This is a genomic window from Methylobacter luteus IMV-B-3098 (genome assembly GCF_000427625.1).
Lineage (GTDB): Bacteria > Pseudomonadota > Gammaproteobacteria > Methylococcales > Methylomonadaceae > Methylobacter > Methylobacter luteus.
The window spans coordinates 3,344,481-3,367,229 of sequence record NZ_KE386569.1 but is presented as its reverse complement, the minus strand read 5'-3'; the positions used below and the strand labels follow the sequence as shown (position 1 = coordinate 3,367,229).

Annotated in this window: 25 protein-coding genes; 7 read left to right on the top strand and 18 right to left on the bottom strand. The window is 53.9% G+C overall.

The window, feature by feature from the left end; translation table 11 throughout:
- The first annotated feature begins 257 nt into the window (after positions 1-257).
- On the top strand, positions 258-2,246 hold the full coding sequence (locus METLU_RS0117820; protein ID WP_027159411.1) for an N-6 DNA methylase: 1,989 nt from the start codon (positions 258-260) through the stop codon (positions 2,244-2,246).
- Positions 2,247-2,355: 109 nt separating this feature from the next.
- Here the strand turns inward: METLU_RS0117820 and METLU_RS0117815 are convergent, their stop codons facing one another.
- Positions 2,356-3,960, bottom strand: a complete 1,605-nt coding sequence (locus METLU_RS0117815) for a tetratricopeptide repeat protein (protein WP_027159410.1) — start codon at positions 3,958-3,960, stop codon at positions 2,356-2,358.
- A 772-nt stretch (positions 3,961-4,732) separates the two neighbouring features.
- Between METLU_RS0117815 and METLU_RS0117800 the strand changes: the two genes are divergently transcribed.
- From METLU_RS0117800 to METLU_RS0117785, 3 genes are all read left to right on the top strand, one after another.
- Positions 4,733-5,923, top strand: a complete 1,191-nt coding sequence (locus tag METLU_RS0117800) for a S8 family peptidase (protein ID WP_027159407.1) — start codon at positions 4,733-4,735, stop codon at positions 5,921-5,923.
- A gap of 430 nt (positions 5,924-6,353) precedes the next feature.
- On the top strand, positions 6,354-6,818 hold the full coding sequence (locus METLU_RS0117790) for a putative molybdenum carrier protein (RefSeq protein ID WP_036243256.1): 465 nt from the start codon (positions 6,354-6,356) through the stop codon (positions 6,816-6,818).
- A 122-nt stretch (positions 6,819-6,940) separates the two neighbouring features.
- Positions 6,941-7,282, top strand: coding sequence for a zinc ribbon domain-containing protein YjdM (locus METLU_RS0117785; protein ID WP_027159405.1), 342 nt, complete (start codon positions 6,941-6,943; stop codon positions 7,280-7,282).
- Positions 7,283-7,414: 132 nt separating this feature from the next.
- On the opposite strand, the gene METLU_RS28770 is transcribed toward METLU_RS0117785, so the two are convergent.
- The 16 genes from METLU_RS28770 to METLU_RS0117695 form a co-directional block, all read right to left on the bottom strand.
- Positions 7,415-7,966 carry a lectin-like protein gene (locus METLU_RS28770; RefSeq protein ID WP_027159404.1) on the bottom strand — a complete coding sequence of 184 codons (552 nt, stop codon included), beginning with the start codon at positions 7,964-7,966 and terminating at the stop codon, positions 7,415-7,417.
- 304 nt (positions 7,967-8,270) lie between these two features.
- Positions 8,271-8,627, bottom strand: a complete 357-nt coding sequence (locus METLU_RS0117770) for a DUF6156 family protein (RefSeq protein ID WP_231383641.1) — start codon at positions 8,625-8,627, stop codon at positions 8,271-8,273.
- Positions 8,569-8,871: a hypothetical protein gene (locus tag METLU_RS0117765; protein WP_036243254.1), complete on the bottom strand. Its 303-nt coding sequence runs from the start codon at positions 8,869-8,871 to the stop codon at positions 8,569-8,571. Before METLU_RS0117765 ends, METLU_RS0117770 begins: the two co-directional genes overlap by 59 nt.
- Before the next feature lie 2 nt (positions 8,872-8,873).
- Positions 8,874-9,311 (bottom strand): SoxR reducing system RseC family protein, encoded by a 438-nt coding sequence (locus METLU_RS0117760; RefSeq protein ID WP_027159401.1) that lies wholly within the window; start codon positions 9,309-9,311, stop codon positions 8,874-8,876.
- A gap of 124 nt (positions 9,312-9,435) precedes the next feature.
- Positions 9,436-10,050: a Grx4 family monothiol glutaredoxin gene (grxD, locus tag METLU_RS0117755; protein WP_027159400.1), complete on the bottom strand. Its 615-nt coding sequence runs from the start codon at positions 10,048-10,050 to the stop codon at positions 9,436-9,438.
- Between the two features lie 39 nt (positions 10,051-10,089).
- Positions 10,090-11,364 (bottom strand): ATP-dependent Clp protease ATP-binding subunit ClpX, encoded by a 1,275-nt coding sequence (gene clpX, locus METLU_RS0117750; RefSeq protein ID WP_027159399.1) that lies wholly within the window; start codon positions 11,362-11,364, stop codon positions 10,090-10,092.
- Positions 11,354-12,232, bottom strand: a complete 879-nt coding sequence (gene nifM, locus METLU_RS25765) for a nitrogen fixation protein NifM (RefSeq protein WP_036243252.1) — start codon at positions 12,230-12,232, stop codon at positions 11,354-11,356. The genes clpX and nifM overlap by 11 nt, the downstream gene beginning before the upstream one ends.
- 2 nt (positions 12,233-12,234) lie before the next feature.
- Positions 12,235-12,714 (bottom strand): nitrogen fixation protein NifZ, encoded by a 480-nt coding sequence (locus tag METLU_RS0117740; protein WP_027159398.1) that lies wholly within the window; start codon positions 12,712-12,714, stop codon positions 12,235-12,237.
- Complete coding sequence (nifW, locus tag METLU_RS0117735) at positions 12,711-13,025, bottom strand: nitrogenase-stabilizing/protective protein NifW (RefSeq protein WP_027159397.1); 315 nt, start codon at positions 13,023-13,025, stop codon at positions 12,711-12,713. Before nifW ends, METLU_RS0117740 begins: the two co-directional genes overlap by 4 nt.
- A gap of 348 nt (positions 13,026-13,373) precedes the next feature.
- Positions 13,374-13,895 (bottom strand): hypothetical protein, encoded by a 522-nt coding sequence (locus METLU_RS0117725; protein WP_027159396.1) that lies wholly within the window; start codon positions 13,893-13,895, stop codon positions 13,374-13,376.
- The gene (gene cysE / locus METLU_RS0117720) at positions 13,896-14,687 is read right to left on the bottom strand and encodes a serine O-acetyltransferase (RefSeq protein ID WP_027159395.1); all 792 of its coding nucleotides are present in this window, start codon (positions 14,685-14,687) and stop codon (positions 13,896-13,898) included. It abuts the gene before it with no gap.
- A complete protein-coding gene (locus METLU_RS28460) occupies positions 14,687-14,857 on the bottom strand; it encodes a hypothetical protein (protein WP_196806560.1) in 171 nt (56 codons plus the stop codon). The genes cysE and METLU_RS28460 overlap by 1 nt, the downstream gene beginning before the upstream one ends.
- Entirely contained in the window at positions 14,850-15,995 is a 1,146-nt protein-coding gene (nifV, locus tag METLU_RS0117710) for a homocitrate synthase (RefSeq protein ID WP_027159394.1), read from the bottom strand. The genes METLU_RS28460 and nifV overlap by 8 nt, the downstream gene beginning before the upstream one ends.
- A 72-nt stretch (positions 15,996-16,067) precedes the next feature.
- Complete coding sequence (gene nifS / locus METLU_RS0117705; RefSeq protein WP_027159393.1) at positions 16,068-17,276, bottom strand: cysteine desulfurase NifS; 1,209 nt, start codon at positions 17,274-17,276, stop codon at positions 16,068-16,070.
- A gap of 3 nt (positions 17,277-17,279) precedes the next feature.
- Positions 17,280-18,179, bottom strand: a complete 900-nt coding sequence (gene nifU / locus METLU_RS0117700) for a Fe-S cluster assembly protein NifU (RefSeq protein WP_027159392.1) — start codon at positions 18,177-18,179, stop codon at positions 17,280-17,282.
- A gap of 36 nt (positions 18,180-18,215) precedes the next feature.
- Positions 18,216-18,545, bottom strand: coding sequence for a HesB/IscA family protein (locus METLU_RS0117695; protein WP_027159391.1), 330 nt, complete (start codon positions 18,543-18,545; stop codon positions 18,216-18,218).
- 213 nt (positions 18,546-18,758) lie between these two features.
- Between METLU_RS0117695 and METLU_RS0117690 the strand changes: the two genes are divergently transcribed.
- The 3 genes from METLU_RS0117690 (at position 18,759) to bfr (ending at position 21,885) form a co-directional block, all read left to right on the top strand.
- On the top strand, positions 18,759-19,046 hold the full coding sequence (locus METLU_RS0117690; RefSeq protein ID WP_027159390.1) for a nitrogen fixation protein NifZ: 288 nt from the start codon (positions 18,759-18,761) through the stop codon (positions 19,044-19,046).
- Positions 19,047-19,268: 222 nt separating this feature from the next.
- Positions 19,269-20,852, top strand: a complete 1,584-nt coding sequence (locus METLU_RS0117685; RefSeq protein WP_027159389.1) for a SagB/ThcOx family dehydrogenase — start codon at positions 19,269-19,271, stop codon at positions 20,850-20,852.
- A 565-nt stretch (positions 20,853-21,417) separates the two neighbouring features.
- Positions 21,418-21,885 (top strand): bacterioferritin, encoded by a 468-nt coding sequence (gene bfr, locus METLU_RS0117680; RefSeq protein ID WP_027159388.1) that lies wholly within the window; start codon positions 21,418-21,420, stop codon positions 21,883-21,885.
- Between the two features lie 39 nt (positions 21,886-21,924).
- Here bfr and METLU_RS0117675 read toward each other — a convergent pair whose 3' ends face one another.
- Positions 21,925-22,362 carry a low affinity iron permease family protein gene (locus tag METLU_RS0117675; RefSeq protein ID WP_027159387.1) on the bottom strand — a complete coding sequence of 146 codons (438 nt, stop codon included), beginning with the start codon at positions 22,360-22,362 and terminating at the stop codon, positions 21,925-21,927.
- Positions 22,363-22,749: the final 387 nt, after the last annotated feature.

Below are 22,749 nucleotides of genomic sequence, written 5' to 3'. Positions count from 1 at the left end.
GCCGGGGCTCTAACTCGGTCTGAACGCACGAAATGCATGTTGGGCAGGCATGCAAGCCGGGCCATAGCTGGGGTATTTTTTGCCGTAAAGAGGAGAATTTGCGCCTCGGATTTTATCCGGTATTAACTGAAACTGGGTTCAGGCTTGTGCTGGCACTATCCAAATCATAATGATTTTTTGCAAAAAGCCACAAATAGAGCTCGACCCTGTCGTTTGTGTTTTTAGATTACAATTTAAAAAACAGACGACGGAACATCATGAGCCCGATAGCAGAAACCTACTCCGACCTTTACTCAGCGCTCTCGAATTTGAGGGAACATCTTCATTTGGCCGGCAGGATTGACGATTCCAACGCCAAGCTGGATGAAGTCTCAAAAATCCTGGCTATCTGTATCGCTGTCAATCGGGGGTGGATAAAGGCCGATGAGTTTGAAGCTTTAATTAATTCATCACAACACGACCATAGAGCCACAGAAGTATTGCAAAAAACGTTTTCTGCTTGCGCCAAGGAGAAACCGTTTCTGAATTCTGACGGCTCATCCATTTTTGGGGCATTCCCCAAACTGAACATTCAAGATAACGATAATGAATTTGCCTTATTGTTATCACGGACCCTCTATGCAACTTTCTCAAGAGCGTTATCTCATGCCCGATCCGGCTGCTCATTTGATTTGATAAACGAGGCATTTGGCCATTTCGTCCGCGACAACTTTCGGGGAAATATTGAAGACGCGCAATACATGACGCCTCCCGAGGTCGTGGACTTTATATGTGAATGGGCCTTAGCCGAAATTAAAAGGCATGACGAAAACTTCCTTGACAGGGAATTTATCGTCATGGACCCTTCTTGCGGCGTAGGCAGCTTCCTTGCCTCGTTTTACAGAAAGCTATCATCGCTGTCAGAGAAAGCCGAAAAGAACGTAAAGCTGATCGGTCAGGACAAAGTCGACAGAATGGTCAGGCTTTCAAAAATTAACATGATGCTTTTCGGTAGCGAAATTTACGATATTGATCAGGGCAATTCATTGTTCAATTGCGGCAGGCTGAACAGATTTAATGGGAAAGTCGACCTTATCCTGACGAATCCTCCCTTCGGAGCCAACATCTCAAGCGCTCAAATTACTGATGAGCCCGCCGCAAACTATCCGCTTCTGGGTAACGCGTCAGACATTTCTTCTTCAATCGATTCGGAACTGGCGTTTATTGACAGGGAACTGGCCTTGCTAAGAGACGGCGGCAAGTTATTTATTGTTGTGCCTGACTCGACTGTCTCTTCAAGAGGTCTGGCTGAAACCTTGAGAGTGAGGTTAATGGGAAAGGCAAGGCTGAAAGGTGTTGTGGAATTGCCGTCAGTCACTTTTGCACAAGCCGGTACTCGCACCAAAACCTCTATCCTTTATATTGAGAAACGCCTGGATAAATCGCCTGATGATCTGCTGGCGATGGCAATCATTGAAGATCTGGGTTTTCAGGTTTCAATGAGAAAGGGCGTGGCTGTAAAAAAATATGAAGGAACAAACGAACTGAGCGTGCTGAGCAAAAGCCTCTTTAACTGGCCGGGAGGCAAAGGGGTCGTCTCGGAAAATCCATCCTGCATCATTGAATGCGCTGATGATGTTGAGCAAAAATCCTGGACCGCAAGCCACTATAGTGCAAAAAGGCTTAGAGCGACTGCCTCAATAAACGCCATCCGGGAAACAGAAGTAAAACAGCTTCAGGAAATCGTTAACTTTGAGACTAAAAGCCGAAGAAGGCTCAAAGCAGAACCCGGAAGCAAATGTATAAGCGTTTTGCATGTGATAGGCGATGGCGTTATCAATTTTAACGAGTTAATGAGTTATAACCCAAAGACAAAGGGCAATGTCTGTTTTCCGGGTGACATACTCATATCAAAGATAAATCCAAGAATTCCGAGGGTTATTGTGGTTCCTGACCTGGGATTTCCTACCACATGCTCTAATGAATTCGAAATCTTATCTGTAAAAGAGGGCATTGACCCTTACTGGGTGAGTTATATTTTGCTTAACAAGCTTGTACAGGATCAAATTCAAAGTCTTACGTCAGGTACCTCGTCTTCTCACAATAGAATCAAGACAAGCGAGCTGAAAATTGTTGAAGTGCCTGTCCCTAAAACGGAAAGCAAAAAAATCGATATGAGTAAAGTTGTGAGTACGTACAGGGATTCAATAAACAGCATGATTTTGTCATCGTTCAATATCTATAAAATGAGACAGCGCCAGGCGTAACAGCGCTGCCGTGGATAAGTTGACCGCTGCGCTGCAAATTTTCCGAAAGTAGGCCGGGTTGGTAAACCCAGCTTTTCGAAGCCGCTCATGCCGGGTTTATCAACCCAGCCTACAAAGAGGCCGGTTTAACGTCAAAAGCCACGCAGACCCGCTCCTGGTCGGACTGGAAAGGCAGGGTGTGGTGAAACAGGGAGGAAGGAAACAACACCAGATCACCGACCTGCACATCCACGATCCGGCTCGGAAAATCGTCATGCAGCCTCGGATAATCGTCGCCATCGGTGCTGTAGGCAAAACTGCCCTCGTGATCAGCGATCCGCTCCGGCAGTTTGAGATAAACACAACCGCTGATCCAGCCTTCCTCATGGATGTGCGACCCCAGGTATCCGCCCTTTTTCATGCGCAGATACCAGGAACTGGTAAACTCGACTTCCCGCGGAAAATCCACGATCAGCCGATCCGTAGTTCCTGCGTAATGCTGGCGGTATTCGTGGATTTTTTCGCGAATCAGCGCCGCGAGCCGCTGAAAGGAATGCTCTGAACGCAACAGCAGATTTCCGGCGGACTGTATGCCGTAATACAGCCGGCCCTGCTTCCTTTCGGCGATGGCCAGATGCTGGATGTCGTGCAGCAGTTCCTGAAGCAGCGGGCTTTCGGGACTGGTCAGTTCATCGATATGCGTATGTCGCACATAGTCCATCGGCGCCGCGCAGAAAGGGTAAGGGTTCTCCTGACGAAAGTTGGTGGCGTAGTGGGTCGATAGAGCCCCAAGCAGAACGGTAGTAGTCCGGGCATTGGCGGTCAGCAAGTCGAATCGCTGTTTGAAAAGCTCGAATTGCCCGGTTTTGTACAAACATTGCAGCGCCCTCTCCTTGCTGTCGGCGAAGTCGGATGCCTCGAAATACGGGATGGCATCGTTGAGCCGGCCGGCGAGACACAGATATTCGCCCAGATTGTATTTGGCCCGGTCGTGCTCAGGCTGCGCCGCCAGCGCCTTTTCATAGCAGCGGATCGCTTCATCCATCTCGCCGCGGTCGCGCAAGGTTTCGCCGAGCGAGTTCCAGGCATCGGCAAACTGAGGGTCCAGACTAACCGCCTCCCGAAACTGCCGGACTGCCTCTTCGTGCTGCCCCAGCCCGTACAGGACCGTTCCGAGGTTGAAATACCCGCGCGCATCGGCATTGAGCGCCAGGGCCTTGCGGTAGCATTGTTCGGCTTCTTCAAGCCGGCCCTGCTGTTGCAGGACTGTGCCGAGATTGCCCAGCGCCGCAACAAAGCCGGGCTCAAGATCAACCGCCTTTTGATAATGCTGTGCCGCGTTGTTTAATAATCCCTGGGCCTGCAGCAAAGTACCCAGGTTGAAGTGCGCGACCGTCAGGCTCGGCTTGAGCTGTAGCGCTTTCCGGTAACTGGCGATCGCCTCTTTGACATCATTGAGCTGAGTGAAAAGCACGCCGAGATTGAAATGAATTTCGGCGATGCGCGGGTCGATCGCCAGCAGTTTCCGGAAACTGGCCACGGCTTCACGGTACTTGCCCTGCCCTTGCTGGCAGAGCCCCAGTATGTTGTACAAAACGGGGGCTTTGGCATACCTGCCGAGCATCGATTGCGCCATCACTTCGGCTTGCTGCAAACGCCCGCCCTGAAAGAGCTGGTGCAGCGTCTGCAATTCGGCGGGAGTCGGTTGTTTTAGTTGCTTCGGCTGTGTTTTCATCGAAAATCAACTCAATTCTGGTAACAAATGAAGGGATTCTAGCGCAATGCGAAAAGGCTGTCAGCCCGTCTCTATAGGCGAATAAAGCTTGGCAGGACTTGCACCCCGGCTGGAAAAGCGGCGGCAACCGACTACATGCAATAAATTGGCGAAAATGACAGTAATCGACAAGAGTTTATGATGAAAACTGCTTGAAAACAGGTATTTATTCCAGGTGTTTATCAGGAATTTTTTAATGCATGGCCCGTCGAAATACCGAAATGAATCATTGATGTTAGGCACGGGCAGCTTTTTTATGCTGTTTGCCGCTTCCGGGCACTACAGTTCCCGAGTCTCCTTTACCGAAAGCGGCCAATGCCCGCGTAGGTGCGAATTCATTTATGCCCTTTGGGTACTTGTGCCCTTTGGGTATTCGCACTATTCGCACTAAATGACTAACAAGGCGTCCCGGGTCGAATACCCTATAGGGCACAAGTGAATTCGACCCTACAGGCGCATTTGACGTAGGGGCCAATTGTCTGCGTATAGGACCTGGCCGATCCGGACAAACTTGTCAGGCTCTAAATAATGCGTTTTTTGGAAAAAAAGAGCCGCCACAACCACACATTGAACCGAGAGGAGATTTGCTATGTGAACAGACTCCATCAGGCTTATCTTAAAAGCAAAGGGCGCGGCAAAAACGCTTCGTCCTTCATTCAGCACATTAGCCATATGCCATTACTCAATTTGTGGTGGCTTTTTCCCACACTCGCTTGAGAAAGAGGATACCCGTATGTCCACAGATAAGTATGTTGTATTACGTACCCGGAATATCGTAGTTCCAACACTGGATAACATTGGAACTCTCGGTAGAGCATCGGCTTCTGAATTGGCTCCCCAGTCCATCGAAATAGATGAAGCAGACTTGACCGCCAAGGAGCGCAGCAATCTCAGGCGCGACCCAAGAGTTCGCGCGATAGCGCCTCCCATGCCAATGAAACTGGTCAGCCCGATGGAAGCAAGTGATGTTGATGCTTCAGCACTGTCTTCATCAACATGGGGCGTTCAAGCGGTGCGAGCGACGGAATCCCCTTTCGACGGATCAGGCATAACTGTGGCAGTACTTGATACGGGGATAGATCCGAATCATCCTGCATTCCAGAATGTAGAATTGTTGCGGCGCAATTTTACGGCTGAAGGTGAAGACGACCAAAACGGGCATGGCACACATTGCGCCGGCACAATTTTCGGGCAGGATATCAATGGGAAACGCATCGGAATTGCGCGAAACATAAAGCGCGCTTTAATTGGAAAAGTGCTTGGAAATGGCGGTGGATCATCCGCGACAATCGCTCAGGCTATCCAATGGGCGGTCAATGAAGGAGCGCACGTTGTTTCCATGTCTCTGGGTATCGATTTTCCGGGCTTTGTTGAGTGGCTGATCAATGAAAAGGGACTAAATGTAAATCCAGCCACATCAATCGCGCTGGAAGCCTATCGAGCGAACATCAATCTCTTTACCGAACTGTCTAACTTCGTACGGGCTCAAGGAAGCTTTGCCGATGGTACAGTGGTCGTCGCGGCATCCGGCAATGAAAGCGTTCGGCCCCAGTACGAGATCGCTGTCGCACCACCTGCCGCCGGCACAGGAATTATTGCAGTCGGCGCACTTGGCGAGACGGCCAACGGTCTCGATGTGGCCTCTTTTTCGAATAATCAGGTAGACGTTTCCGCGCCTGGCGTTGGAATCATATCGGCTGTCCCTGGCGGCGGACTTGGCAGCAAGAGCGGCACCAGCATGGCGACACCTCACGTTGCCGGCGTGGCGGCGTTATGGGCACAGCGCCAGCTCGACATGGCAGGTCGTGTTGAAAGCAATACGTTGTTAGCTCAACTGATTGCCAGCGGAACAACAGCTCCGTTAGCTCCAAACGTTGAAGAAGAGGATGTGGGGACAGGCCTGGTGCAATCCCCCATTAATTGAGCAACCGTCAGGAAAGATTTACCGAATCTGCCAAGAATAATGATATGGTTTTATATTAATCGACGTTAATCCATCCTGAGCCAGTTCAGCAGGTACACAAAGGACGTGTACTGCTGATTACCGTCGTTCAGTGATACAAATCAGCCAATCCCCATGCATTCGGGCGGAAGTGGCAAACCGCTCGTGGTGATAGAGTGTCTCATCCGAAAAACCGAAAGCCGCAGCCAGAATTTGATCATGCGCTATCCGGTTACTACGGAATCCGACCAATAAGGATCGAGCATAAAATAACTTCCTCAAGCGTGCGGATGATTTTCTGATGTAGGTGCGAATTCATTCGCACCTACAATTCCCTGATTTATTCAATGCTCATTACTAAGGACGAAAATACCGTCGCTGTACGGGATATATATTAATTTCAGACTATATCATGCTTAATAAAATAGTAAGCGGCGGGCAAACGGGAGCCGACAGAGCGGCCCTGGATGCCGGCATCGAATCGGGCTTTCCGGTGGGCGGTTATTGTCCGGTCGGCAGGCTGGCGGAAGATGGTGAAATTGATGTTAAGTATCCATTGACGGAACTCGGCGGCGGCTATCGTCAGAGAACCAGGAAAAATGTCGAAGATTCGCACGGCACTGCCATTTTTTATGAGTCGGAGCTTCAAGGAGGTACGGAACAAACCGTGGTTTTCTGCATTAAGTCCGGAAAGCCTTATAAGCTCATCGATATCAGTCTGGTTGATCGCGATTCAGCGGCAAAGACCATCCGTGATTTCATCGACAGCCATCATATTGCCGTCCTGAATGTGGCAGGACCGAGGCTGAGCAGTTGCCCGGCCATTTATGGCTACGTCAAGGAAGTCATTAAAAACGCCCTTAAAAAGTCGACCTAAAAAATATTAAAAATCATTAACTTACCCTGCCTCAGTGGAAATAAACGCCCGAATCTGGCATCATGCCACCTCACTACGCCTTGTATTCCGCAAGGTTGAAACAATCTGTATAAGGTAAAGCAATGAGTAACCTACCAAAATGCCCGGCATGTGGCTCGGAATTCACTTACGAAGACGGCGATATATACATCTGTCCGGAATGCGCGCACGAGTGGCCAAAAGGCGAGACAGCCGAAGCCGGCGCCGATGAACTGGTCGTTAAGGATGCCAACGGCAACGTGCTGCAGGACGGCGACAGCATCACGGTCATCAAGGATCTCAAGGTCAAAGGCTCATCTTCGGTTGTCAAAGTCGGCACCAAGGTCAAGAACATCCGCCTGGTCGAGGGTGATCATAATATCGACTGCAAAATCGACGGCATCGGAGCCATGAAGCTGAAATCGGAGTTTGTTAAGAAGAGCTGATAACCTGCATAACTGAACGCGAACGACGCGACTCTCTAAAGAGGCGCATCGTTCGCGATTGATGCGCATCAATGCGTTCAGTGCATCCTATCGAGCTAGAGTTGAAATATAACGTTTTTTGAAAAATCACATTTAAAGAGCTTGCTGACTTTTACGTCTGGCTCCAAGCAAACCTAATAACCCTGAACCAAAAAGCCAGACTGCGGCAGGAACGGGTACGGCACTAGGAGCATTCTCATACTCTACATAATATCCAGTTATCCAGCTATCAGCTGACGCAATATCATTCCATTGGTTGTTAGACCATTTCATCAGATAATTTTCGCCACCACAGCAATTATTGGGTTCTCCTGCTGCCCAGTTTGTATAAGACCATGTCTCTCCGGTCACCCACTTCCAATTTCCTTCGCTATCTGCATCGGAAGCGCCCAAATAAGCAAAAGCATTACCTGCTATGGATGATATGAACTGATCTTCGCCGGCATCCGTAACAGTAGCCAAATGTCCATTCACTCCGTTGTGAATTGAGCCTGCAGCGCCGCTCACTGCGTTATCCCAACTGATATTTCCAGCACTAATATAATCATACCAGTGTCCATTGCCAGCATATTGCACCGGCGCAGCATTTGCCGAACCTACTGAAGCCAACAGTGCAATACTGCTCAATAAAATTAATTTCTTCATAACTATTACCTTAAATTCCGTTTATAACTCAAAACATTAGCAGCCTGTAAGAGACTGCTGCGCAACTGCACATTATTTAATGCAGGGCTTGAGTATAGTATTGGGATCTTTTCAAAAATATGAAAAAATTCACAGAAAAATCCGGATTGATACCCTTGACAATTTCAACATTTAATGCATATACCATACAGAATTTTGCTAACTATCGTCTGTCGGGATACGCATTGAGTATATTGTTGGGGCTTAATCCACCTAAAATTTTGAAAATGGCGCGCAAAACTTTTACAGGGCATAAATACACGCCCTACACCTGTTCATTAAAATCAAGTTCGCGCTCCTCGTCATCTTCAATAATCAGCGCGTGTCTCAATACGCCGTTGTCATCGTACCGATAGCGGTGTTCGGATTCGACTTCGCCGTACACGATCTTCTGGCAGATCAGCAGGCGGTCCTGGGCGTCGAAATAGCCGCGATAAAAGGTGTTGCGGTTGTTCAGACCGGCTTCAGTCAGTTCGTTGACCAGTTTTAACGGCAGTTTGATGCCGCTGTAGCTGACGAAATGGCGGCAGATGAGTGAAGATTCCTGATTCATGAAGGTGGTGTTAGGAAAATAAATGGATGGCGATGATTTCCAGGGTCCGGTCCAGCGATAGGTTTTCATTTTCGCCGATGATATTGTGTTCGGAAATCGGGTATCTCAGATCGATGCCGTAGCATCCGGGGTTCTGCGCAAAGGTATAGACATAGGCGGACGTGGCCGGATCGTCGGGCAGGCACAGCTCGACCGCCTGACGGTTCTGCTCCCGGGTTTTCAAGGCCAGCGTGTTTTCGCCGTAAAGACGCACCAGCTCCAGAAGCAACAGCTTCAGCGCGATATCCTTATCGATAGCCCAGACATTGATCATGGTTACAGCTTTTTCAGCACGATCGGCCTGGCGCAATAGGTCATCAAAAACAGTTTCTGGCACCTGTTGATCAGCCACGTCGAAAGCAAAAGGCCGGACAAGGCGCAGCCTGCCATCCACAGATCGGCATGGGCGCTGGTGTCGGCCAGCAGCCAGTCGGCCATGCCGGCGCCAGTGAACATGGCCAGCAACGGCAGCAGGTACAACAGCAACGAGGCTTTCAGCACCAGGCCTTCGTCGACGGCGACGATGACTTCATCGCCCACGCGCAGATTGATCTGGCTGTCGACGGCAACGGCTTTTTTGCCGATCACGCCGCCGATTGCCGAAACCGAGCACGAGGTTTTTTGCTTGCAGCCCGCGCAGGCACCGCTCTGCCGGCTTTCGACCCAGACCTGATGGTTTTCCGTTTTTACGACAACGGCCAATTCTTCAAGCATGGTTTGTTCCAATTAACTCGCTTTGAAAAGGTACGCAGTGCGTACCCTACGGTTTTCCTGAATTTCGATGAGTAACATTTGCAGGGGCGAATTACTTCGCCCCTGTGTAGTTGTTAACCAGCCCCTACCCCTGTATCTGCAATAATCCCGGGTCATTATGCGCCTGCTTTGCCCGCCATTCGTCGGGCGTATAAGCCTTGACGCTGACGGCGTGCAGTTTGCCCGAGGCCAGCGGTTCCTTCAGCGTCGCCAGAACCTGTTGCTGTTCTTTTACCGGAGTCAGATCCGTGAATTGCTCGCTGACGACCACGAGGGACAGGTCGCAGCCGGCGCCTTCGACATAAACCTGCGCATCGGGTATGCCCTGTCTGACGAGTTTTTCGACCTCGGCGACACTCAAGGCATCGCCTTCCGCCTGCACGTCATTGGCGGCCGCCTGCCGCAGTAACGGCAGCAGACTGCCGTCATTGGCCATGGCCTCGACAATATCGCAGCCGCCCACCAGCTCGGCATTCACGAACAGCTGCGGATATGTCGGCCAGTGCGAAATGCTCGGCAGCTTCTCGCGGATGAAAGGCGCTTCCAGCACATTGACATAGGCATAGTCGATGCCGGTATTGTTCAGAATGCTTACAGCCTTGGCTGAAAACCCGCACTGCGGATTGGCCGGGATGCCTTTCATGTAAATGATGATCGGGTTGGATGCCAGTTGCTGGCGGATTTTGTCTTCGGTTTTCATAGTGTTCCTGTATTCCTGTGGGGACGACTGAAGCGGCTGTTACGATGCCTGCTGCCTGATTTTGACCACGTCTTTTTCGATCACTTTGATTTCGCCTTCGCCCTTGACGACAGCGGCATCGATGATGCACTGCTCGACGTCGTCGCGCGACGGAATCTCGAACATGGTCTTTCTGAGAATCTGCTCCAGGATGCTGCGCAGGCCGCGCGCGCCGGTTTCCCTTTCGATGGCCTTGTTGGCGATTTCAACGAGCGCGTCGGGTTCGAATTTCAGCTCCACGCCTTCGAAGGCGAACAGTTGCTGATACTGGCGGACCAGCGCGTTTTTAGGTTCGGTCAAAACCTGTATCAACGCATCCACATCCAGCGGCTCCAGAGGCGCCAGCACCGGAAAGCGGCCGATGAACTCGGGGATCAGACCGAATTTGCGCAGATCACTGGGCTGCGTGGCGTTCAACATCTCTTCGAGCGCCGGTTTTTTGTTCGGATTGCTCACGGCGGCATGGAAGCCGATGGCCGTATCGGTAGGCACGATACGCCGCTCGACATGCTTTTCAAGGCCCGGAAACGAGCCGCCGGCGATGAACAGAATATTGCGCGTATCGACGATGGTATCGCCGCCGTCCTTGCCGCGGCCCTTGGACGGCACTTTTACCTGGGAGCCTTCGACCAGCCGCAGCAAGGCCTGCTGCACGCCCTCGCCGGAGACATCGCGCGTGCCGGTCTGCTGCTCCGGGCTGCGCGCGATCTTGTCGATCTCATCGAGATAGACGATACCCCACTCGGCGTTGCCGATATTGCCGTTGGCCACGTCCAGCAGCCGCACCAGGATATTTTCCACGTCGTCGCCGACATAACCGGCCTGCGTCAGCGTCGTGGCATCGGCCACCACGAACGGCACGCCGACGATCTTGGCCAGCGTGCTGGCCAGCAGGGTCTTGCCGGTGCCGGACGGCCCGATCAGCAAAATGTTGGATTTGCCGATTTCCACGTCCTTGTCGAACTCGCCCAGCCCCGCGTCGCCGCTTTCGTGCTTGAGCCTCTTGTAATGGTTGTAGACCGCGACCGACAATATTTCCTTGGCCAGATGCTGGCCGATGATGTATTGGTCCAGATATTCCTTGATCTTGGCCGGAATCGGCAGCGGCCCTTGCATTTCGGACAGTTCCTTCCTGCGGCTCCAGCTCGATATGACCTGACTGGACAGCAACACGCAGGCCTCGCAAATACAGCCCTCGGCGCCGGCGATCAGCGGCACGGAAGCCGATTGCTCGATACCGCAAAAAGAACAGTGTCTAGTTTCTTTATTCGCCATAACTATTTCCCTCCGTTTCCGCGACCGGCAAATTGGCCAGCCAGGCGCGCTGGCAGTTGCGCCTGTAGCGTTCCTTCATCAGCTGGCGTATTTTCGGCGTCGCATTTTTTAATGAAATGGTTTCCGCTCTGTGTATCTGTTTGCATAACAAGACGTGAAAACCTATTTCCGATTCCACGACATCGCTGACTTCGCCGGCCTTCAAACTGAACAGTACGGCATCCAGTTCGGGATAAAGCTTGCCGCGGGGCACCTTGCCCAGCAATCCCCCGTTCAGGGAAGTCGGGCATTCCGAATACTTCAAGGCCAGCTCGGCGAATTTGTGGGGCTTCTTGTGCAGTCTGGTGCAAATGTCCTGAATTCTGTCCCAGGCATTCTCGCGCGTGTTTTCCGGAAAATCGGGGTTGATGCTGATGAAGATGTGGCAGGCATCGCGCAGCTCTGGCCGGTTGAATTGCTCGGCGTGCAGATGGTAGTAAATGCCGATTTCCACCTCGTTGACCTCGGGCGAACGCGCGGCAACCGACTCCAGCACCGCGTTCACCTTGCATTGCCGGTATATCGCCTCGCGCAGAGAGGCTTCGGTCAGCCGGTTTTTTGCCAACTCGCTCAGGAAAGCGCCCTCGTCTTCATAACGGTCGCGGATTTCCTTGTAGGCCGTCTGCAATTCGCGCTCGGGGATGATCACGCTTGCGGCTTCCGGCGCGTTCAGGACGCGGCTTTCCAGCCGGTATTCGTTCCTGGCCTGCGCTTCGGCCTGCTTCAACTCGGCCGGAGTCAGCTTGTCCGGCGCTTTCCGAAACAGCGCCAGCGAGGCTCTCAACAAAACGTAAGGCTCTGCCCGGACGGGTTTTTCAAGGGTTTCCATAGTCAAACCTCCGGTTCGTTAAAGGTTTCAGGATGGGCGGGCGCCAGTGCGGATTCGGGCACTTGCAGCATCCGGCCGGTGAAATTGACGTGGTATTGAATCATCTCGCTGTCTCTGATGACTTTGAAAATCTCCCCCTCCGTGCCTTTCGGGTACAGTACCTCGCCCCGCATCCCTAAATCGATCGTGCAGACCACCTTGTCCCTGAACTCGAAACGGCTCGGATTCCAGGGTTCATCGGCGCTTATCAGCTCTTCCAGGCGGCAGCCGACCATGCGGCCGTGATCAAGAAAATGCACCGTGAAAATGACCTGATCCTGCAGGAAAGTGCCGACCTCGACCACGTTGCCGACGCTGCCGCGCCGGATCAGCAGATGGCCCACGTCCAGGCCCGGATAGGTGCCGTCGTTGCGGATGTTGCGCGTCACGCGCACCCCCTCGCCGAATTCAAACCGGCCTTCGTCAAAGCGCTCGGGGTTCATGTTTTTATATCGCTTAATGATACAAACGCGGTTTGCGGCTCGCCCATGGAAAAGACCTTGAATACCTTCTCGGTCTGGGCGTCGGATTCGACGAAGTCCTGGTAGGCGCGCATCAGCAATTTGCTGTAAACGGCCCGTTTGGCCTCCTCGCTGTCCGGCATGCTGTCCGCGGCTTTTTGCAGGTAGTCGTGGAAACGCTGCAGGATATGCAGGCGGTTGACGTGCACGACACTCTGATCGTATTCCAGTTCGAAATACCGCAGGAAGTCTTCGGCTGATTCCAGCTCTTCCATTTCTTCTTCAAAACTCATCGCTTTTCTCCAAACATTCAAATGGGTCCGACTAACGAGACATCCTGAAACAGCAGGTATAACGCCAGCAGGACGAACAGGGCTGTCGTTGTCACGGTCATCAGCATGGAATAGGGTTTTTCGTTTGACATGACTGCCTCTCTAAACAAATTAACCACGAAGTAGTACGCACCGCGTACCTTTATTAATATTACGGTTCCGAAAAGGTACGCAATGCGTACCCTACGCCTGATGAAATCAGAGCTGTAGGCTGGGTTGATAAACCCAGCATTCGAAGCCACCCATGCTGGTTTATCAACCCAGCCTACATGTGCTACAAAGCTTCCTGTCCTTCGTGGTGCAACACCTTCATTGTCCCGTGGTGGCAGCTTCGCCTACTTCAGCCCTGCACTGCTGCAGCAATTCCAGCAGTCCCTTCGCGCCGATGCGGTCCATGCGGTCCAGCTCGACCAGCTTTTCGAAAATCGACTGGCTTACATCCAGCCTGTGCAGGCGCATGTTCAGAAAGCCGATGGCTTTCAGAGCGAACAGGTACAGCCGGACCCGCGTCAGCAAATCGGGCGGAACCTCCTCGATATGCCGCGGCTGCAAGTCGCGCCAGTCCTCGGGAAAGCCGATCGCGGGCCTGACCACATCCAGAGCCTTGCCGGTCGCGCTCAAGGCGTCTTCCAGCCGGTGCTGGTAATAATAAAAACGGTTCAGGGCCACCAGCACATTCATCGATTCGGGCGCCAGAAAATAAGCCCTCAGCAAGGGCAACTCGGCCTCACTGCTATAGTCTTCGGCCGCCTGTTTGATCAACCGCTCGACTTCTGGCGCATCCGGCCGGTCGAAATACAAATCCTTGGCTTCAAAGTCGAGCAGATCCATTTATTCCCCCACGGCGCGCTTGATGACGATTTCCTGCTCGGTCGCGCAGATGCTTTCCGCTTCGCAGGACTCACAATGTTGTTCGTGCAATGCCTTGCTGACTTCGGTCTGCCGGGCTTCCAGCTCGTCGATGCGATCAATCAGGCAATTGATGGCCTTGCCGACCGGATCGGGGACCAGATGATGGTCCAGATCAATGCCGTTCCGGCTCTGTATTTTGGTGCCTTTGCTTTGTATGACGCGGCCGGGAATGCCGACGACCGTGCAACAGGGCGGCACGTCCTTGACGACCACGGAATTGGCGCCGACGCGCACGTTGTCGCCCAGCGTGATGGCGCCCAGCACCTTGGCGCCGGAGCCGACCAGCACGTTGTCGCCCAGCGTGGGATGGCGTTTTTCCTTGTTCCAGGTCGTCCCGCCCAGCGTCACCCCGTGATAGAGCGTGACGTCATTGCCGATAATCGTGGTTTCGCCGATCACGACGCCCAGGCCGTGGTCGATGAACAGGCGCCGGCCTATGGTCGCGCCGGGGTGAATGTCGACGTTGGTCAGCATGCGGGCGACCGATGCCAGGATTCTGGCCGGCAGTTTTCTGCCCGCTTTCCACAGCCGGTGATTGACGCGGTGAAACAGCGTCGCGTGCACGCCCGGATAGGTCAGCAGAATTTCCCAGATACTGTGCGCGGCCGGATCGCGGGCGAATACGCAGTGAATGTCTTCACGCCATTGCGCCATGAGGCCCAGCGGCGTTTCCGGGTGCTTGCCGAGCTTGTCGAAAGCGGCGGAAACCATCAGCTTAGGCTCCAGCTTGTTTTGCCGGGCACCGCCATCCCCGGTATCCTGAAAAAGGAGCCGGGATAGCGATCATCGTCCTGCTCTTGTCTGTAAGGCTCTGCCGGTAGCGATGGCCGGGGTGTTTCCACGATCTTTTCCGCTGTGGGTTGTTTATATTGATCATTCATAGCAATATCCTCCGGAGAGATTTTGATGAAACCGGTTCAGGTCGGCAGCGGTCGGCGAGGTTTTTGTGCGGCTGACGAACAGCCGGACTTGCGTCAACAATTGTTGCGCCTGCAGGCGCGTCACCGCTATGCCCAGTTGCTGATAGGCATGCATGACCCCGCGCGTGCCCGAGTGCTTGCCCAGAACCAGTTGATGGCGGCGCCCGACGATGGCCGGATCGACGCCCTGATAATTGTTCGGATCTTTCAGCAGGCCGTCGACATGGATGCCCGCCTCGTGGCTGAACACGTCCTTGCCGATCAGGCTCTTGCGGCTGCCGATGGCATCGCCCGAGGCGCTGGCAACCTGCTCCGACAAGGCCGTGAAGTTGGTCAGGTCGATGCCCGTCTCAAAACCGTACAACTGCTTCAGGCCGACCACGACTTCTTCCAGCGCGGCATTGCCGGCCCGTTCGCCCAGTCCGTTGACCGTGGTATTCAGATGCGTGGCGCCGGCCATGGCCGCAGCCAGCGTATTGGCGGTCGCCAACCCCAGGTCGTCGTGGGCGTGCATCTCGATTTCCAGATCGGTCGCCGCACGCAATGTCTTGATGGTTTCAAACACGCCGAACGGCTCCATGATGCCGACGGTATCGGCGAAACGGATGCGGCTCGCTCCCGCCTGCTGCGCGGCTTCGGCCATGGCCAGCAAAAAGCCGGTATCGGCGCGCGAAGCGTCTTCCATGCCGACACAGACCTCCAGGCCCAGATCGCGCGCCTCGCGGACGCAGGTGGCAATAGTCTTCAAAACCCACGACCGGCTTTGTTTCAGCTTGTTCTGAATATGCTGGTCCGAGGCCGAAATCGACAGATCGACTTTATCGACATTAAGATTCAGGCAGGAGCGCAAATCCTCGCGCCGCATTCTGGACCAGACCAGCAGTTTCGCGGGCAGCCCCAGGGCCGCAATGGCCTTGATCTCGTCGCGCTCAAACTCGCCCATGGCCGGAATGCCGATCTCCAGCTCCGGCACACCCAAAGCCGCCAGCCGTGTGGCAATCTCCAGCTTTTCGTCCAGCGAAAAGGCGACGCCGGCCGATTGCTCGCCATCCCTGAGCGTGGTGTCATCAATGATGATGGTGCGATGTTGAGATTTCATAATTCACCTGTCGGGTACGCGCCGCGTACCGTAATTTGCGTCTGTTACCTGAAAAGATACGCAATGCGTACCCTACGCATAAGTCGGCTGGAATGCCTGCTCAGGATTGACGACCGGTCCGTTGCCGTCCCAATAAGGCGACAGCTTGCGCAAGGTCGCGGCGATATCGGGCATCACTTTCAGCACCTCGTCAACTTCGTCCATGGTGTTGTAGCGCGAGAACGAGAAGCGGATCGTGCCGTGCGCGGCCGTATAAGGAATATCCATGGCCCGCATCACATGCGAAGGCTCCAGCGATCCCGAAGTACAGGCCGAGCCGCTAGAGGCGGCGATGCCGGCTTTATTCAGCAGCATCAGTATGGCTTCGCCCTCGATGTATTCAAACGCGATATCGGTGGTATTGGGCAAACGGTTGTCGATGTCGCCGGTGATAAAACAGTTCGGGATCAGCTCGACAATGCCGCGCTCCAATTTATCGCGCATGGCCCTGACGTAGGTGTTCTCGTGTTCAATATTCGCCAGCGCCAGTTCGCAGGCTTTGCCGAGTCCTACGATCGATGCCGAGTTCTCGGTGCCGGCGCGCCGTCCGCGCTCCTGGTGGCCGCCGCGCAGCAGGGGACGGAAACGCGTGCCGCGCCGCAGATACAGGACGCCGATGCCTTTGGGCGCATGCAGTTTATGCCCGGATATCGACAGCATGTCGATCTTGGTGTCCTTCAGCATCATCGGAATCTTGCCGACCGCCTGAACCGCGTCGGTGTGGAACATGACGCCGGCGGCATGGGCCATTTCGGCCATTTCCACGACCGGGAACAGGGTGCCGGTTTCGTTGTTGGCCCACATCACCGAGACGATGGCGACGCGATCGGACAACAGACTTTTGTAAGCGTCCAGATCCAGGCGCCCGACCTTGTCCACGGGCATCCGGTGGATCGTGTAGCCTTCTTTTTCCAGATGCTCGCACAGATTCAGGATGGCCGGATGCTCGACGGTCGTCGTGATGATTTCCTTTCTGTCCGGCTGCGCCTTGATGGCCGACAGGATGGCCGTCGAATCGGATTCGGTGCCGCAGGACGTGAAGATGATCTCCGAATCGTGCTCGCAGCCTATCAGTTCCTGCACTTGATGACGCGCCTGCTTGATGCCTTTGGCGACGCCGTCGGCGAACCGGTGGATCGACGACGGGTTGCCGAACTGTTCGGTGAAGTAAGGCAGCATCGCCTCGACCACCAGCGGATCGACCCGCGTAGTGGCATTGTTATCGAGATAGATGGCGTTCATGGCTTACGCTCCTGCCGCAGCGGCTTTGGGCATTTGTGACGCAGGGACGACCTTGATGAATTCGCCCAGTTCTTCCATCAGCCGTTGCTGAATGCCGCCGATGGTCATGGCGGCCATATGGCAGCCGCTGCAGGCGCCGGTCATGTTGACATAGGCGGTGTTGCCGATGACTTCGACCAGTTCCACATTGCCGCCGTCGGCCATCAGTTGCGGCCTTAACTTATCCAGCACCTCTTCAATTTTCTTGATGCGTTGCAGGTTGGTCATCGGCATTTTTTCCTTGGCCGACGCGGCCACCTCGATCGGCGCGGCGCTCGGGTCGAATTTCTCGCCCCGCTCGGCCAGCACTTTTGCCAGAATGCCTTCGATGTCTTCATGACAGGCCGCGCAGCCGCCGCCCGCTTTCGTGAAGTTGGTGACATCCTCGACCGTGCGCAGCTTATTGGCCACGACCATCTCCTCGATCATGACGGCATCGATCGCGAAACATTTGCAGATCAGCGCGCCTTCTTCATGATCGTCCTTCCATTCCTCGCCGCGATAGTTCGCCACGGCGGCCTGCAGGGCTTCGCGCCCCATGACCGAACAGTGCATTTTTTCAGGCGGCAGGCCGTCCAGCTCGTTGGCGATATCCTGGTTGGTCACTTTCAGCGCCTCGTCCAGGGTCAGACCTTTGATGATTTCGGTCAGCACTGAGGACGAGGCGATGGCGGAACCGCAGCCGAAGGTCTGGAAACCGGCATCTTCGATGATCTCGGTTTCTTCGTTGACTTTCAATGTCAGTCTTAACGCGTCGCCGCAACTGATCGAACCCACCTCGCCGATCGCATTGGCATCAGCGACAGCCCCTGCATTTTTAGGGTTGAAAAAATGTTCTTGGACTTTTTCTGAGTAATCCCACATCGTTTAATCCTCCAGAAAATATTGAATTAGGGCTGTTTACGAGCACGTATTGAACGAGGTGCCACAGGCACAACTTTTAGCGGCATTAGGGTTGCTGAACTTGAACCCGGAGCCTTCCAGGCTGTCGATAAAATCGACAGTCATGCCGTCCAGCATAGGCATACTGCCAGGATCGACGAATACCTTGACGCTGCCGCAATCGATAACGGTGTCTTCCGCGCCCTGATTTTCTTCCAGCTTCAGGCCGTATTGCAGACCGGAACAACCGCCATCGGTTACTTCAATCCGTAAGCCGGCTGACGGCTTATCGGAGCCGGCGATAAAACGCCCGACAGCGTGAATAGCGTTTTCAGTTAATGTAATCATGTAATTCTCCTGAATAGGGTTGGCATCGTTCTTGTAAACAGTTATAGCAACCTGTATGCCATCACCTTTTTTATTATTTAATGTCTTGTTTAATAAAGAATAAATTAAGCAGGAATAATATGCGGGAATGGCTAGGGCAGGTTCTAAACAGACAATCACTTAAACTTTGTAGGCTTTGCTACAAAATAATCGGAAGCATTGAGGAGATAACACATGAGAATAGAAGACCTGGATATAGGCGATGTTGTTTATGCAGCTCACGCTATCACCGATGACGGCTCCATGCCGCACGGCATGGCAGGCGATGTGCTGGTCGAAACCGGAGCCCGCGGCGTCATCACCATGATCGGCCATGTGGAAGAGCAGCCTGAACGTAGAGTTTTCATAGTGCGCTTTGAAGACAAGGAGCTGAACCTGGGCAGCCCGATCGGATGCTGGCCTGAGGATTTGAGCCTGGAGAGGCGGCATGAGACTGTGCGGATCGGGCTGGAATTTTCGTAGCCTTGCATTGGTATAAGTAAAGTACGGATGACTGCATGGATGCAGAAATGTAGGGTACGCATCGCGTACCTTTTCGAAACTTGAAAAAGGTATGCGTACGCGATGCGTACCCTACAAAGCTTGCGGGTTGATAAACCCGGCGTTTCGGGCCTTCCATGGCGGGTTTCCGCTAAAGCTCCAACCCAGCCTACCCACGATGCAACATCAAACAGTAACATTAATATGAACGAACAAACACAGACCGTCACCGACTACCACCACCGCACCAAACACCACCTGGAGCGTTACGCAAAAGGCCCCGAAACGCTGGACTGGGATGACCAGCCCGATCCGTTCCGGCGCTTTGCCGGCTGCGAATTAGTACCATTGCCTAAACCGGGCGCCGAACTGCCCGTCCTGTTCAGCGAACTGGATACTCCGCAGGCCATCGAACCCCAGGCCTTGACGCTGGAGACGCTGGGATTGCTGCTGGAGCTGTCCTTCGGCCTGTCGGCCTGGAAACAGTACGGCCCGGACCGCTGGGCATTGCGCTGCAACCCGTCCAGCGGCAATCTGCATCCGACCGAAGCTTATCTGATCAACACGGACAGCGCGCTGATGAAACCGGGCGTTTATCACTATGTCAGCCATGATCATCATCTTGAGCAGCGCTGCCTGTTTAATGACGACGTGGATAATATCGGCATTTTGATCGGCCTGAGTTCAGTGCACTGGCGCGAAGCCTGGAAATACGGAGAGAGAGCTTACCGCTACTGCCAGCACGATATCGGCCATGCGCTGGGCGCCTTGCGTTATGCCGCGGCGACGTTGGGCTGGTCGGTCGAATTGCTGGCCGAATGCGCCGATGACGACATAGCCGCGCTGCTGGGGCTCAACCGGTCCGATGATTTCAAGCCGGACGAGCGGGAATCGCCCGACGTGCTCTGCCGCATGCGCATAATCTCCGAGGCAGGCACATCGTTCGGAATCGAAACTTTGTCGCAAACCCTACAATCGGCCACCTGGTCAGGCCGGGCAAGCAGTCTGAGGGCCTATCACATGTACAAGTGGCCGGTCATAGACGAAGTCTCCGCAGCCGCCGCCAAGCCGCGTACCGAAGAGCCGCGCTGGCAGGCCGACCCGCAACCGGTCGTCGCCTTAACTTGCCGGCAGACTGCAACGACCCTCATCAGACAGCGTCGCAGCGCCCAGCATTTCGACGGCAAGACCACTCTGCCGCTGGCCGACTTTTACCGGCTGTTGAACGCCGCCCTGCCGGCCCGTAAGCCGCCTTTCGATCTGTGGCGCTGGCCTGCGAAAATCCATCTGTTTCTGTTTGTCCATCGCGTTGAGAGCCTGGTGCCAAGCGTGTATGCCCTGCCCCGCGATCCTGAAGCGCTTGAGAGGCTACAGGCGGCCACGCTTGCCGATTTTGACTGGCAGCCCGTGTCCGACATCCTGCCGCTTTATCATCTCTACATGGGCGATTGCCGGCCGATCGCCAAATCGTTGTCCTGTCACCAGGCGATCGCCAGCGATAGCGCCTTCAGCCTGGCGATGGTCGCCGAGTTCACCTTCGGCGATCAACCCTGGCTCTACCGCCGGCTGTTCTGGGAATGCGGCCTGATCGGCCAGGTGCTGTATCTGGAAGCCGAAGCAGCAGGCGTGCGCGGCACCGGCATCGGCTGTTACTTTGATGACAGTGTGCATGAAATTCTCGGCATCGAGACTGACCGGTTCCAGAGCCTGTACCATTTTACCGTGGGCACGCCGCTGGAAGACACGCGGCTACAGATTCTGCCGGCTTACGGGCATTTGCAGGGCTGAAAAGGCGCGCGACTGTTTTGACAGGATGGGGTTTATACGCTCTAATCTGACCTGATGCCGAAAAGTACGCCTGCCCGGCAATCATAAACAGGGCTTGCGCATTTTGCCCGCCGGAAGAAGGAGGGAATGAGGTGTTCCAGGAAGGCAAAAAGCTGTTTTGGAACTTGTGGGGGCGGCTTCAGTTGCCTTATACGCTCGGCCGGCGCTGTTGCCTTGAAACGTTCGAACTTGGTAGAGTTCTGTAGGGCATGCATCGCATACCTTTTTCAAATTTGCCGGTTCATCAGGACTCTGAAAAGGTACGCAGTGCGTACCCTACGGCGCTTGGATTCTGTGGGGGCGGCTTCAGTCGTTTTGTATGCCTATATAGGCGACCGCAGCCGGACAGGGCATGTTGCCCCGTCCGAAACGTTTGAGGTTGGTTAAGTGTAGCCATTAAGCCCAGTCATTGCAGAAACGTTAGGGACAGGGTTGCAAACCCTGTCCCGCTTCAGGCAGGCGCCCCAGGCGAAGTTGACCCCGCATGTAAATCCTTTATGAAAATAATAATTGATATGAGGTAATTATGAAGAGCAACAATCAGGTAGTTGACCAACTGAATAAATTACTGGCCGGCGAACTGACCGCCATGGACCAGTATTTCATTCATTCGCGCATGTATGAAAACTGGGGGTTTAATGAGTTATACGAGCGCATCAATCATGAAATGCAAGATGAAACAGGTCATGCCGATGCGCTGATCAAACGCATCCTGTTTCTTGAAGGCGTACCGAACCTGTCGGTTCGCAATCCTCTGGCCGTCGGCGGCACGGTTCCGGACATGCTGAAAAACGACCTCGCGCTGGAAATGCAGGTGATCAGCTCGCTGAAGGAAGTCATTGCCTATTGCGAATCGGTCAATGATTACGTCACGCGCGAAATTCTGGAAAGCATGCTGCAGGATACCGAGGACGACCATACCCATTGGCTGGAAAAGCAGCTGGGCCTGATCGATAGAATCGGACTGCAAAACTACCTACAATCGCAGATGTAGTCGCCCGTGCCGGGTGTATCAACCCGGCCGCCGCTTTGGTCAGTGTATTACTGTATTATCCGTGGCGGCCTGTTCGGGCTCCGGCGCATTCAGATGCCCCGGCCTCAATCCGGCTCTGGCTTCCCTCGCCAGCTTCTCGTAATGCGCATGGAATTCATCCAGCTGGGCCTGCTCCATTTCCTCAAGGTCCAGCAATGCGTTATGGGCGCCTTTGGTGGCGCGGATCAATTCATCGAGTTTGATCTGCATGGCCTCGGTGTCGCGATTCTGCGTATTCTGGATCAGGAACACCATCAGAAACGTCACAATGGTCGTTGCCGTGTTGACAACCAGTTGCCACGTATCGCTGAAATCAAAAAGAGGCCCCGTGATGCCCCAGACAACAATAAATCCTACCGCTACGGCAAAGGCAGCCGGACGCCCGCTGATCCGTGACGCCAGTTTAGCCAGATTTGAATACCATACCATGTGTTTCATCGCTTGCCTCCAGTGTCGTTATTACCGTTAAGACAAGGGGATGGGCTGAAAGTGCGGCTTTGGAACGGTTTGAGCGGACTGGGCTGGAACTTTGCGAAACCCCGGCGCATCGGGTGAATCGCCGGGCGTATCAACGGGTGTTACGCGGTTGTAGGGTCGAATTCATTCGACCCGGGACGCCTGTATTGTTGTCTGGTGCGAATACCCTGAAGGGCTCAAGCAAATTCGCACCTATACGCGCATTAAAGCATAAACAGCCCTCCTGCGCGGCATCAGTTATCAACTTATCCGGCCAAACCATAAAGTCTGACTTGAAAAACCGGTTGCTGAGCCTTCCCCATCTTCTGCCGGCCCTGCCGCGTAAAAAACGACATTCCAAAGGCTTGA

Excerpts from the sequence above, each read along its gene's own strand:
- clpX (WP_027159399.1), bottom strand. The coding sequence starts at position 11,364 with ATGGCGAATAAAGAAACTAGACACTGTTCTTTTTGCGGTATCGAGCAA.
- nifS (WP_027159393.1), bottom strand. The coding sequence starts at position 17,276 with ATGAACGCCATCTATCTCGATAACAATGCCACTACGCGGGTCGATCCG.
- nifW (WP_027159397.1), bottom strand. The coding sequence starts at position 13,025 with ATGAGTTTTGAAGAAGAAATGGAAGAGCTGGAATCAGCCGAAGACTTC.
- nifV (WP_027159394.1), bottom strand. The coding sequence starts at position 15,995 with ATGAAATCTCAACATCGCACCATCATCATTGATGACACCACGCTCAGG.
- cysE (WP_027159395.1), bottom strand. The coding sequence starts at position 14,687 with ATGGTTTCCGCCGCTTTCGACAAGCTCGGCAAGCACCCGGAAACGCCG.
- METLU_RS0117815 (WP_027159410.1), bottom strand. The coding sequence starts at position 3,960 with ATGAAAACACAGCCGAAGCAACTAAAACAACCGACTCCCGCCGAATTG.
- METLU_RS0117785 (WP_027159405.1), top strand. The coding sequence starts at position 6,941 with ATGAGTAACCTACCAAAATGCCCGGCATGTGGCTCGGAATTCACTTAC.
- METLU_RS0117685 (WP_027159389.1), top strand. The coding sequence starts at position 19,269 with ATGAACGAACAAACACAGACCGTCACCGACTACCACCACCGCACCAAA.
- grxD (WP_027159400.1), bottom strand. The coding sequence starts at position 10,050 with ATGAAAACCGAAGACAAAATCCGCCAGCAACTGGCATCCAACCCGATC.
- nifU (WP_027159392.1), bottom strand. The coding sequence starts at position 18,179 with ATGTGGGATTACTCAGAAAAAGTCCAAGAACATTTTTTCAACCCTAAA.
- METLU_RS28460 (WP_196806560.1), bottom strand. The coding sequence starts at position 14,857 with ATGAATGATCAATATAAACAACCCACAGCGGAAAAGATCGTGGAAACA.
- bfr (WP_027159388.1), top strand. The coding sequence starts at position 21,418 with ATGAAGAGCAACAATCAGGTAGTTGACCAACTGAATAAATTACTGGCC.
- METLU_RS0117740 (WP_027159398.1), bottom strand. The coding sequence starts at position 12,714 with ATGAACCCCGAGCGCTTTGACGAAGGCCGGTTTGAATTCGGCGAGGGG.
- METLU_RS0117690 (WP_027159390.1), top strand. The coding sequence starts at position 18,759 with ATGAGAATAGAAGACCTGGATATAGGCGATGTTGTTTATGCAGCTCAC.
- METLU_RS0117790 (WP_036243256.1), top strand. The coding sequence starts at position 6,354 with ATGCTTAATAAAATAGTAAGCGGCGGGCAAACGGGAGCCGACAGAGCG.
- METLU_RS0117765 (WP_036243254.1), bottom strand. The coding sequence starts at position 8,871 with ATGATCAATGTCTGGGCTATCGATAAGGATATCGCGCTGAAGCTGTTG.
- METLU_RS0117770 (WP_231383641.1), bottom strand. The coding sequence starts at position 8,627 with ATGAAAACCTATCGCTGGACCGGACCCTGGAAATCATCGCCATCCATT.
- METLU_RS0117695 (WP_027159391.1), bottom strand. The coding sequence starts at position 18,545 with ATGATTACATTAACTGAAAACGCTATTCACGCTGTCGGGCGTTTTATC.
- METLU_RS0117760 (WP_027159401.1), bottom strand. The coding sequence starts at position 9,311 with ATGCTTGAAGAATTGGCCGTTGTCGTAAAAACGGAAAACCATCAGGTC.
- METLU_RS0117800 (WP_027159407.1), top strand. The coding sequence starts at position 4,733 with ATGTCCACAGATAAGTATGTTGTATTACGTACCCGGAATATCGTAGTT.
- METLU_RS0117820 (WP_027159411.1), top strand. The coding sequence starts at position 258 with ATGAGCCCGATAGCAGAAACCTACTCCGACCTTTACTCAGCGCTCTCG.
- METLU_RS0117675 (WP_027159387.1), bottom strand. The coding sequence starts at position 22,362 with ATGAAACACATGGTATGGTATTCAAATCTGGCTAAACTGGCGTCACGG.
- nifM (WP_036243252.1), bottom strand. The coding sequence starts at position 12,232 with ATGGAAACCCTTGAAAAACCCGTCCGGGCAGAGCCTTACGTTTTGTTG.
- METLU_RS28770 (WP_027159404.1), bottom strand. The coding sequence starts at position 7,966 with ATGAAGAAATTAATTTTATTGAGCAGTATTGCACTGTTGGCTTCAGTA.
- METLU_RS0117725 (WP_027159396.1), bottom strand. The coding sequence starts at position 13,895 with ATGGATCTGCTCGACTTTGAAGCCAAGGATTTGTATTTCGACCGGCCG.